Source organism: Candidatus Bathyarchaeota archaeon (assembly GCA_026014735.1).
Classification (GTDB): domain Archaea; phylum Thermoproteota; class Bathyarchaeia; order Bathyarchaeales; family Bathycorpusculaceae; genus Bathycorpusculum.
This window is the reverse complement of the sequence record JAOZHT010000005.1, coordinates 73,209-84,763: the sequence shown is the minus strand read 5'-3', so window position 1 is coordinate 84,763 and position 11,555 is coordinate 73,209. Positions and strand designations below refer to the sequence as shown.

The following is an 11,555-nucleotide window of genomic DNA, read 5'->3' as shown; positions in this document are numbered from 1 at the left end:
CTGCGGCCACCAATCGCCTGAGATGTCGAGTCAATGTAGTGTCTGAGCGATATTTAGTTGAGACGCATATTGCTTCGAGTTAAGTAGTCGAATATGTTTGTCCTGTGCATGGTTATCCGCTTGCGTTTTTTGCTTTTCTGATTTTTGTTGCTTTTGTGTGCATGGTTTCTTTGGGTTCAGGTGTAACGCTGTTTCTCGAGACAATGCTGGGTGCAGCGGGTGTATGTGCCGTTATGGGGCGCCTAATAACCTGTGGATTTAACCCTTAGTGTGCAAGCTGCTGGTTGCTGTTGCTCTGCCGCCTCTATCCCCCTCTATTTATAGGCTCAGCGGCTGCGTAATCTCTGGCTTGGGTTCTATGCGTTCGCTGTAGCTGCAGTTGTGGGGTTCTGCGTTTGTGGCGCTGTGGACTTGGTTTTTAGGCAAATGTTTCCGTTGGAGTCGGGGTTATTGCTGTGGGGTGTTTCCAGCAAACCGTTTTATGTGCCCTTTCCGTAAACTGCACGATGCACTTGACTAATCCGGAAACTAACCCAAAAGAAGTCCCCAAACAGGCCAACCTCCTCAGCCCCCAAGCCAGCGCCTATGCCTCCGCAAACATAGTCATCTACAACAGCATCGCCATCAACATCAACCTAAAAACCAAAGAAAACAAACCAGAAGCCAACGAAAGCAAACAAGACGCAAAACCAGCGCCCTAATTCTAAAGCGCCTTTTCTGAGCTACCTGCTCTAAAAGTTAATTAAACAAAACCCATCTAACCCACTGTATGCTCGACACCTTGCTGCTTTTCCGTCTAATCGCCGCGTTTGCCGTCGGCAGCATCTGGGTCGCCGCAGTCACAGTGATCTCCGAACGCAAAGGCACCCTGATAGGCGGCATACTGGGCGGCTTCCCATCCACCGCAGCATTTAGCTTCCTCTTCATCGGCATCAACCAGTCCCCCAGCGCCGTCGCCCAAGCCACCGACGTCTTCCCCTTAGCCTTCGCCGTAACCAACCTCTACCTGCTCCTCTACGCCTACACTTCGCGGCGGGGCTTTGCCGCTGGGCTCTTGGTGGCTCTTTTGGTTTGGCTGGCGCTTTCCACTTTGCTTGTGGTTTTGGGGCTTAGCAGCTTTGGGGTTTCCTTGATCTGCGGAGTTGGACTTTCAGCGGTGACGTTCTATCTGTTTGCTCGAAAACTCAAAATCCCAGCTTATGAGGGCTCCGGCAAACTCTATAGCAGCCGAGACGTGGTTCTGCGCGGCGTCGGCGCGGGCGCGTTGGTTGCTGCGGCGGTGCTGCTTAGCCAAATCGGCGGGCCCCTCCTCGGCGGCGTTGCAGCGGCGTTTCCCGCCATGTTCACTTCAACACTGATAATCCTTAATCACAGCCGCGGCACCGCGTTTTCGCGTTCCATCACAAAGCCGCTGGCGTATTCAGGCATCCTGCTCGTCATCCCCTATGGGGTGGCGGCGCATTTCCTTTTTCCCGCGGTTGGCGCCTGGCTGGGCACGCTGCTGTCGTATCTGCTGGTGATTCCCCTGGCGTTTCTCTCCTACTATGCGGCTAAACGCTTCTAAGCGATGTTAGGAGGGCTTATTTTTTGTATGCTTTTCTCTCATGGAGTTTGCCGCTATGAAAACCGCTAGGAACACCACGGTTGCCAGCAGTATTATGATGATCCAGAGCAGCGTTTCGGATGTGAAGGCGAAGTTACCGATCACAAAGGGGGTTTGCGTGGGCAGGTCAATGTGGGCGCCTTGGAAGGCAACTACCACGTTGTGGCTGCTGTGGGTGTAGCTGAAGCTTAGAAGCCATGCGTCCCCCACTGAGTCGGCTCGATACTGCAGGTCAGATTGGTCGAGGAGCACTGTGAGTTCTGCGAGGCTGGGCAAGAGATCTTTAGCTATGTAAACTTGGGTGGTGCCGCTGGTGCCGGATTCTCCGGTGACGCTAAAGCTAAGCTCCTCTTTCTCGGAGTTGAACGATAGCGCCGACACGGTTGAGTTGGAAACCACGGAGAAAACGTATTGATCTTGGTAGAGGGTGACGGAGAGGGCGCGGATGTCCTGGGATGCTGAGGTGGGGTAGGCGCCGTTCCAGCTGGCTTTAACCAGATACGTGCCTGTGGCGGATGGCACCCAAACTGCCTCGTAGGCTCCGTCTGCGCCGGTGGGGACCGCGGTGATGTCGTTCCATGTTTCCCCGCAGTTAACGCTAAAAGACAACGTGACAGGCACGTTTGCTATGGGACCCGTGGGGCTGTTTAGGCTGCCGGATAGTTTTACTTTGAAACCCAGAAACGCTGCCTGGGAATTAAGCGTCAACGTCAAGGTGGATAGCTTGGTGTATTTGGCTCCAAACGCATAGATGCGCCCTGCCCCCGCGGTGCCGCAGCCCACGTAGACTACGCCGTCGCAGACAGCTGGGCTTGACACTATGCGGTCCAGCGTGTACTTGCTCCAAAGCAGCGACCCGTCAGTTAGGTTTATGCAGTAGAGTTTGCCGTCTCCAGCGCCCACCAGTACTTTGCCTTCGGCGACCGCGGGTGAAGACCAGACCTCGCTGGTTGTTACCTTAAACTTCCAGTTCAACGAGCCGGTTTGAGTGTTCAGGTTGAAAACTGTGCCGAAGCTCGAGCAAACTATCAGGCTGTTGCCGATGACCGCTGGAGAAGACCGAAATGCCCCTATGCTTTGGCTGTCAAATGAGGTTTGAGTCCAAAGAATCGAGCCGGTATCAACGTTAAGGCAGCTGACTGCCAAGTTGGAGCAGACAAAGACTTTGCCGCTGCTTACCGTCGGCGTGGAGGTGATGGAGCCGTCGCTGAAAACGTGGGTGCTCCAGCGTAAGGCGCCGCTGTCCGCGTTGAGGGCAACCACGTCGTTTAGGGTGCATTCAAAAACAGTATTGTCCAGTATTGCAGGCGAGGAAAAGTCCTGTCCGCCGCTGCACTGGTACTTCCATAGCACTGACCCGTTAACGTCAAGGCAGTAAAACTTGGCATCTTTAACGGTTGAGCCGCTTTGGCTTGGCACGCAAACGTTGAAGTAGACTTTGCCGTTCTCAACCGCGGGGGAGGAATCAACTTCGCCGCCTGCAGAAAAACTCCACAGCAGCTCTCCGGTGGTTTCGTTGAGGCACAGCAGGTTACCTTGGCGGTTACCCACATATACTCTGCCGCCATCGATGGCTGGGGAACTCCAAATTGCACTCTGCCCCGACTCAGATGCATAGGTCCAAAGCAAAGCGCCCGTTGTCGCGTTAAGCGCCACTACATCACCGCTTGCTAAACCCGCCACTACGCGTCCGTTGGCTACAGAGGGGGAAGAATCAACTTCTGCGGAGGCGTTGTAGACCCATTTTATGTCGCCTACGGAGGGTGCCGTGCCGCTTGAGGCGCCGCTGCGTTGCTGGTTGCCGCGGTACATGGACCAGCTGTCGGCTGAGGTGGATACTGCGGGGTTTAAAGTTAACAGAAGCGTTATCATCAACACTGCGGTTAAGAGGGCTGTTAGCGAACGCGCGCTGTTACGTTTCATACTTGACGCCTAGTTAGCATCAGGCACTTTGGGAATAAGTAGTTTTTGTTAGAGACCTGAATACCTCTAGGCCTTTTTGTAGAGCTCCAAATTAGGCGCCTTTTCGCAAAACAGCTTACGCGAGGGGGATTTCCCAGTAGCTGACGATGTCGCCCTTCACCCATCTGCCGCCGATGCTCCGCACAACCTCATTGATGTCATCCCACTCGGTTTTAAGGAAAACCACCGGCTTAACAATCACAAAGTCGCCTTTCACAGTGAAACTAAGCAGTTCACGCTGCTCAGGGCTAAACTCATTCTCCATCTTGGCAGCATAGCGGCTTGCCGGAGGCTGCGGAGGCTTTGCAACGGCGGGACTGCTTTCGGGCCTGAGCTCAGCGGGTTTGGACTCGGAGGCTTTAGCTGCTGGCGGTGTGGCGGGTTTAGGCGCTGGGGACACCGTTTTGGCTTCGGGCACGGCTGGTGCCGGAGCTGGAGTTAGTTCTGGCGTGGGGGCTGCGTCGGGGACGTCGGTGAAGCTGCCGCTTTGAAGCAGAAGCGTGACTTCTTTGGATAGTAAATCCACTTTTGCATCTAAAAGTTCAGTGTCGCTTGGCAGACTCAATGCAGATGCTTTGCCCTCTAATAGCTCGATGAGTTGCCTGGGGGTTACTTTGAGGATTTTGGTTTTCATGTGCCTGCGCCAAGTTGCTTTTGGGGCGGTGCCACTTAAAAGTATTCGACACTATTGCGGCAAAAAAGGGGAAAAAAGGTGTTTAATATTAGGCACTGTTTTTCTTGCGCCACTCCGCAAAATTACCCACATACATCCCCCACGTGCGCAGCTTAGGTGAAATGGCCCGAATGAGGGCGGGGCACGCAATCAGCACTATGGGTAAATTGATGAAGTAGGTGGGTATGAGCACGGCGAAGGCTTGGGTGGTTGTGAAGAGCTGCGGCAGCACAGTGTACTGGAGTAGTATGTAGCTTGTGCCTGCCAGTAAGCTGACGGCGAGCACAGACATCATGATGGCGAGGCTGCGTTTGCTGTTGTTTTCCGCGGCCATTTTGGGAATAAGGACCCAGTTGATGAGGTAAATCACCAGGGCAACCACGGCTTCAAAGATGCCCAGTAAGCCTAGGCCTTCGACGAAGGCGCCGCCGACAAAGCCCCCGATCATGGAGCCGACTAGTCCGCTCCATCCGAACCAGAAGGGGAAGACTCCCAGCAGGATTATGGGGAGGTAGAGGAGGGTGAAGTTTGGGAGGGTGATGGTGTAGGAGAGGAAGAAGAAGACGGTGTAGAGGGCGGCTGTTATGGCGATTATGGAGGCGCGTTTGGCGCTGCTTTGTTTTTGTGTTTTCATGCTTTATTCCTTGTTTGCTGTTTTGTTTGGCGGTTTGGATAAAAGCATTTCCACCTGTAATACAACCGTAATACGATTGGCTGTTGTGACATGGCAGATCGCTTCAGGACATGAACTCAAACGTTATATCTGCCAACCCCCACAACTAACCTGCATCCCCCTGACTTCACAAGCGGTAAACCAAAATGAGCAACCAAAAAACCCCATCCGACTCCCTATCAGGACCAACAAAAATAATAACCATCGGCATAGCAATCGCCATAATCGGCGCCATAATCTGCAACTCCTACGCCAAAGACACCCTCACCAACTACACCGGCTTTGCAATGCTCCTCATCGGCATCGCAGGCACAATACTGGGCATATTCGGAACATTGGCCTCCACGTTTAGACGCAAACTAGGCCAACCAACCTGCGACAACCACACCGTCGGCAAACCCCGCCTCATCTTCGTCAGCGTCTGGACCATAGGCATAGGTGTATCATACGCGGTACTGGGGTGGCTGCTAAGCAACTCCTTCGAGAAAACATCTCTATTAAACGAAACAGGCTTTGTGATGATGCTAAGCGGCATATGCGTGCTAGTCATCGGCTTCTTTGGCAGCATAATGGCGACGCGGCAAACCAAACTTGCAGTGGTCGGCTCCAGCATAGAAGTCAAAGAGGACAAACCCGGTTTCCTCTTCCCCAGCATGCTCTCTTTAGCGATGGGCACCGCCTTTCTGATTTTAGGCTTCATCGTAGCCCGCTCCTACGAAAAAGGCGCCCTGCTCAACTACACTGGCTTTGGCGTGTTGCTCGTCGGAATAGCCATCCTTAGCTTAGGCATAACTGGCACCATCGTGGGGATTCTGCGGCAGCGCTGGGCACTCATCATGGGCTGCGCTAACGAGCAGGAACCCCTCGCCGTGGCAGGCTACATCTGGGCAATCGGCATCGGCTCCATGCTGCTTATCATCGGCTCGCTTGTAGCGGGCTCCTACGAGAAGGCTTCCCTGATGAACTACGCGGGCTTCGGCATGTTGCTGGCGGGCACAGGCGTCTTCGTGTATGGCTTCTTTGAAACCGCCCGTCTCTCCGCCGTCGGTTTACTGAACCGCAAAAAACACCCCAACGCCGTACCCATTAACCTTGCTTCGCTTAAGGCTCAGCGGAGCCTCCCCAAAATGCCTAAGCATCTTTGGCGGAATATGGTGCGTTCCCGCTCAGTGTTTAACTTGGCGGGCGTAATGATTGCGATCTGTATTCTGTTCTTTAGCCTCTGGCAGCTTGACCTCATCGTGTCGGGACCAGTGTGGCATCAAAACGTCGACGGATCAGGCTGGAGTTGGTCTGGACCAGGCCCATATGCCAACGATTACTTCCAATGCTTCCTCTGGCAAACCACCGTCGGACAAGCCTACGACACCCTCTTCATGCTGATCTTCATATCCTTCATCATAATGTTTGCCAGCGCGTTTTTCTGGCCTAAAACCACCGAGGGCAAAAACGAATAGACGCCTAATCGACGGTTCTCGGCGGCTTTTTGGAAGCAAAAATTTTGCCGAAGACTGCAGGGCTGGCCTTGGCGGCTGCCCAAAAACACCCCTGCATTAACTGAACATGACACAAAAAGGGAAGTGGGCTATCTTTTGCTTTTTCCACGATGCCTCAGCACAAGCACCGCCACAAGGCAGACAATCGCCGCCAGAACCGCCCCAGCAACAAGAAGCGTGTAATCCTGCGTTGGGGGCTGCGTGGGCTGGGCGCCTGAGAAAACTATGGAAACCGTGTGTGTGCTGAAGTGCACGGTGTAGGTTACGTAGTAGTTGCTGGCGTCTTGGGTGTAGCTTTGGTTTTCAGCCTTCACTCCGTCGATGTAGATGGTGGGTTCTGTTCCCTGGGGCACTTGGCTTTTAGGTATGGTTATGGTGCCGGTTGCGCTGGTTCCGTCTTCGCCACTCACCGTGAAGGATAGGCTGGTGGTTCCTGCGGCTTGGTCCACATGGATTGCGGCGTCGCTGATTTGGGAGGCAGCTATGTCGCCATCTACATTCAAGGTGACGTTTGCGCCGCTGTCGTTGGTTGCCTGTATGCTGGGTTCTGTCGGCGTGGGGGATGCGGTGGGCTTCGGGGTAGCGGTAGGGATAGGGGTTGTGGAGGTGGAGCTCGAGGATGAGGAGGAAGAGGCTTTTGCATTGACTGTGACGACGGCGGTGTCTGATGCAGTGTTGCCTGCAGCATCCGTCACCGTCAACGTTGCACTATACACTCCCGCGGATGAGTAAGTATGGGTGACGCTTACGCCGTTGCCCTGGGTATTATCCCCAAAAGCCCAGCTGTAACTGGTTATATTTGAGTTGTCCGCGCTGCCGGCGCCGCTCAGGGTAACGCTGTCTCCAACCGTGACGGTTTGGTCTACGCCAGCGTTGGCGGTAGGCGGGGTAGCATCAAGGATTATGGTGTCGGTGAAGATGGAGGTTAAACCTGCTGCATCCCTGAACTGGACAAAAACGGTTTTTGCGCCGTCGAGACTTGACAGGTTCCAGAAAGCCGCCGAGGCAAAGGCTTGCCAATTGCTCCAGGTGGAATTGTCGTTGCTAAAACGCATCCACGCCGCGCCTGTGTTATCGTCCGTCAAGGTTAGGGTGAGGTTTGCTTGGGCGGTGTTGGTGTAGTTGGCGCCGCCGTTAATGACTATAGACCCATTGGGGTGCACAGTATCAAGGATTGCCCAAGCCGAGATTACAGAAGTAATTCCCGCGTTGTTTCTAAGAGCGCAGTAAACGGTTTTGTTGCCTTCGCCTGCCGTTAAAGTCCAGGCTTTGGTGGTGTTCATCTGCTCCCATTTCTCAGTGTCCCATACGCCGTCGTTGCTGTATCGGACCTGGGCGATTCCTGAGATGGGGTCGTTGGCAGTTAAAGTCAACGTTATATCGGTGGATGTTACGTAGCCGCTGCCGCTGATCTGAAGCGTGCCAACGGGGCCCGTCTTATCCAGCTTTATCAGGGATAAAACGTGATGCAGCTCCGTATTTCCAGCGATGTCGGTGCTCCAGTACTCCAGTGTATTGTTTGCGCTTTCAGTGGTGATTCTGGGCTGCCCATCTGTAGCTACTGTCTGGGTTGCGCCCTCGTTTATTCTGTAGTAGGTTTGGTTTACGCCGAAGTAGTCGGTGGCGGAGAGGTTGATGGTGAAGTCCGCTATCCACCATTCCCCGTTGTAGTCGTCGGTTGTTGTTGGCGCAGAAACATCTCCAAACCACAGCAGCGTATTCTTGAGTATAGAGGTGCAGTCCGCGTTGCCTAGCCAGTCGCTTGTTCCCATGCCGTTCCAGTAAACCACTTTACCCGGCAAAGAATCGGCGGCGACGATTTTGTCGTGTCCATCCGTCAACTCAATTATTGCTTTGGCGTTTCGGTGTGTGTCGGCTTCCACGGCGTCGTTGTCTGCGCTGAGTCCAGATATGCCGTATCCAATTCCGAATGAGCCGTAGCCGCCGTTAACTATGGGATGCGTGGAATCTACGACGGTTACATTTTTGGAGATAACGTCGCTGCCGCTTGCTGTCACCCGTAAAACGTCGGCTAATTTTGCATCTGAATTCAAAAGCGAATCAAGCCCCGTCACCAGCAGGTTGCCGCCCTCCGCTAAATACTGGTTTAATGCGGTTTGCTCCTGCGCGGTGATGTTTCGACCGGCGTTGTAGTAAATCACGGCTGGATAAGCGCCTAAAACATTAATGTCGGCGGTGTATTGGTTGACTTCGTTGTCGTTGCCGTAGTCGTAGTTTATGTTCATCGAGTCTAGAATGTTTAGCGTTTGCCAGAGTTCATTGTTGTCTGAGATAACCGCGATTTTTTGGCTAACCGAGGCCAGCCGGCTTCGAAGATTGTTTGCGATGCTGGATTCGCCGGTTATGGGTACCACGTAAGCGGATATGTTATAGTGCCCGGTGGTTGGAAGCCAAGTGTAGGTTGCCATTTTGTATTCGCCGCTGCCTACGCTGGCAAAGCTGGAGCTGTTAACTACTTCGCCGTCAACGCGTAATTGCAGGTTCACGTTTGCCTCGCTGGTCTGCCCCAAATTAAACACCTTCGCAGTTACAGTTAACGCCGTTTGCGGGGTCCAGAACCTTGGGGTCTCTAAAGTCACTACTAAGTCATGTGGATTTGGCTGCGCCGCAAACGGGAAATATCCTGATCCAGGCACCCAATTCCAAAGAACCCACCATTGATTTTGATAGTAGATGGGGGCAAGGTCGATAAGTGAACAATCCATGACCCCTGTCGCCTGCATGTTTTCTGCGGAGACCCCCACGACAAAGAAGGTGGAACCGTCGGGTGCGTCAAGGTAGAGCAGGTCCATTGGGTTGTTGAAGTCGAATTGGCGCATGGCTGAATCCCATCGGCATACCTGGTTTCCTTCTTTGCCGACAATAATCAAGAAGTCAGAGCCAATCGAGTTATTCTGGAATGGATAGTAATCCTGGGGTGTCCCCGTGCTTATGTTCTGGTCCACGTCAAGCATTATGGCGACGTCAAGGTCCGTCGAGGATTCATTCCATGGGCGATAGTACTCTACTTTAAAGAACACTCCGCCAGACATCAGCTGGCTGTAGACTGCCTTTACGTTGCAGGTGTCAAAGTCGTAGTCCATCTGGGAGGCAATTCGTGTCCAACCGGCTTCGCTTGGTGCAGATACCACGGCGTAGGTGGTTGACAGATAATTGTTGGCGAAGTTGGATTCCCCGTTGGCAGCCGTCACGGAGTAGGTTACGTTGTAGGTTCCTACCGCGCTGGGCGTCCAGGATAGAACCACAGAGGCGGCTCGGTACGCCGCTAACGCCAAGATAGAGGTTGAGTCAACGGTGGAGCCGTTAACTAAAAGGCTAATCTGCACGTTGGTTTCATTCATTAGCCCCCGATTTAATACCGTTAAATTGAAGCTCTGAGCAGCATCCAACATGGCAAACGAAGGCTTAACCCATGTTGCCGCGGCGAGGTCATGGGCTACGGGGGCTTCCTCGATGCCTCTTTGCGCGTTAACTATGCCGTAACCAAAGTTATTATCAAAACCGGGGGTGCCTGCGTCATCGCAGGTTGCCTCCAGTTGCTCACGTACAAACTCCGCGGTCATGCTGGGGTACCTGCTCCAAATCAACGCTGCTACGCCTGCCGCAACGGGGCACGCCATGGAGGTGCCGTTGGCATAGGAGTAGGTTGTGGTGAATCGGGGCTGGTCATTCATCGTTACATGATAGGTGGGCATGGTGGAGTAAATCATGACGCCTGGGGCGGAAACATCCACCCAGCTGCCATAGTTACTGAAAGACGCTTTGGTGTCGCTGACGTTGGATGCAGCAACCGCGACTACTCCGTTATAGGCGGCTGGGTATAGAGGCTGGTCAGTGTTCTCGTTGCCCGCGGCGGCAATAACCAACGCTCCGTGCGCGATGGCGTAGTTTATTGCTTCTTCGATGAGGCTGCTGGCGCTTGAGCCGCCCCAGCTGTTGCTTATGATGTCTGCGCCTGCATCGGTGGCGTTGATGATGCAGTTCGCCAAGGAAACGTATGAGCCGGAGCCTTCGGCGCCAAGTCCTTTTTCAGCCATGATTTTCACTTGGGCTACTCCAGCGATGCCTATGGTGTTGTTTACGGTGGCGGCGATGATGCCGGCGCAGTGGGTGCCGTGCCCAAAATCGTCGAGGGGATCGCTGTCGTTGTTGACGAAGTCGTAGCCTAACCCGACATAGTTGGCTTGCAGGTCAGGGTGAGTGTAGTCGACGCCTGTGTCGATGACTGCAACCAGCAAGTCGCCGCTGCCCACGGTGGTGTTCCACGCATAATCGGCGCCTACCCTTCTTAGGCCCCACTGCAGACTCCAGTATTGATCGTTAGGTGTTGAAGCCACACTGTACTTGCCGTTGGGTTCAACGTACTTTACGATGCTGCCTAAGGATTGGATTTGGCTTACAAAGCTGGATGCTGTAGAAGCAGAGGTTTTGATGACAAGTGCGCTTTCTGCACCCATAGAAACGGTGCCGGTGACGTCTCCGCCGTATTTGGCGGCGAGCGAAGCGATTTTGTTCTGGTCAGAGACGCCGCCGTCTACTCCAACGATGATTTCGATGGCGTTCTGGCTGTCTACAAATGCGCTTAGGGCTTGATTGCTCCAGCTGTCCAGTGAAGCGGCGTTTTGGATTTCGCCGGGGTGGTTGATGCTTGTTAAGTTCTGCTGGCAAATAGGGGGGGTTTGATTGTTGTTTGCTGCTGTGATTGTGTTGGCTGCAGCTAGGTTGCTGCTGACCATCAATAATGCGATAAGTAAAAGGCTTGTTAGGCTTGAGATTTTGCGTATGTTCACTTAGTGCCACCAGCTAACTGGTTATCTACTAAGGGATGGCTTACTATTTAAGATAAGTTGAGTTACGATAAATATTATGAAAAATGGTGAGTCTGTTCCTACTCCAACGACCCAGGAAACCCCAAATTAGAAGGGAGAGGGGCTCCTAAGCCGTCTTCACAGGCTCTCCTCACCGACAAGCAAGCGCTTAACGGCACATTTAAAGGTTAAGGAAAAAACGCCAAATCCGGGCATAAGTGGAGACGGCAAGCATAGACTGGTTAGCTGCAAATTTTGTTTGGGTTTGAGGGCGATTTAGAAATAATTTGGGTATAATCCTGTAAAAACTATTTAATCT

The 11,555-nt window shown here is 53.3% G+C and carries 7 protein-coding genes; 3 read left to right on the top strand and 4 right to left on the bottom strand.

The features are described 5' to 3' along the window. Positions 1-512: 512 nt before the first annotated feature. Together NWE93_14920 and NWE93_14915 are read left to right on the top strand one after the other, a co-directional pair. Positions 513-701 (top strand): hypothetical protein, encoded by a 189-nt coding sequence (locus NWE93_14920; GenBank protein MCW4001520.1) that lies wholly within the window; start codon positions 513-515, stop codon positions 699-701. 68 nt (positions 702-769) lie between these two features. Then, positions 770-1,564 carry a hypothetical protein gene (locus NWE93_14915; protein MCW4001519.1) on the top strand — a complete coding sequence of 265 codons (795 nt, stop codon included), beginning with the start codon at positions 770-772 and terminating at the stop codon, positions 1,562-1,564. Between the two features lie 6 nt (positions 1,565-1,570). Here the strand turns inward: NWE93_14915 and NWE93_14910 are convergent, their stop codons facing one another. From NWE93_14910 to NWE93_14900, 3 genes are all read right to left on the bottom strand, one after another. Then, positions 1,571-3,526 (bottom strand): PQQ-binding-like beta-propeller repeat protein, encoded by a 1,956-nt coding sequence (locus NWE93_14910; GenBank protein ID MCW4001518.1) that lies wholly within the window; start codon positions 3,524-3,526, stop codon positions 1,571-1,573. A gap of 115 nt (positions 3,527-3,641) precedes the next feature. Continuing rightward, on the bottom strand, positions 3,642-4,199 hold the full coding sequence (locus NWE93_14905; protein MCW4001517.1) for a hypothetical protein: 558 nt from the start codon (positions 4,197-4,199) through the stop codon (positions 3,642-3,644). A gap of 88 nt (positions 4,200-4,287) precedes the next feature. Further along, positions 4,288-4,872 (bottom strand): hypothetical protein, encoded by a 585-nt coding sequence (locus NWE93_14900; protein ID MCW4001516.1) that lies wholly within the window; start codon positions 4,870-4,872, stop codon positions 4,288-4,290. 185 nt (positions 4,873-5,057) lie between these two features. On the opposite strand from NWE93_14900, the gene NWE93_14895 reads away from it, so the two are divergent. Then, positions 5,058-6,368 carry a hypothetical protein gene (locus NWE93_14895; GenBank protein MCW4001515.1) on the top strand — a complete coding sequence of 437 codons (1,311 nt, stop codon included), beginning with the start codon at positions 5,058-5,060 and terminating at the stop codon, positions 6,366-6,368. A gap of 128 nt (positions 6,369-6,496) precedes the next feature. On the opposite strand, the gene NWE93_14890 is transcribed toward NWE93_14895, so the two are convergent. Continuing rightward, positions 6,497-11,218: a S8 family serine peptidase gene (locus NWE93_14890; protein ID MCW4001514.1), complete on the bottom strand. Its 4,722-nt coding sequence runs from the start codon at positions 11,216-11,218 to the stop codon at positions 6,497-6,499. Positions 11,219-11,555: the final 337 nt, after the last annotated feature.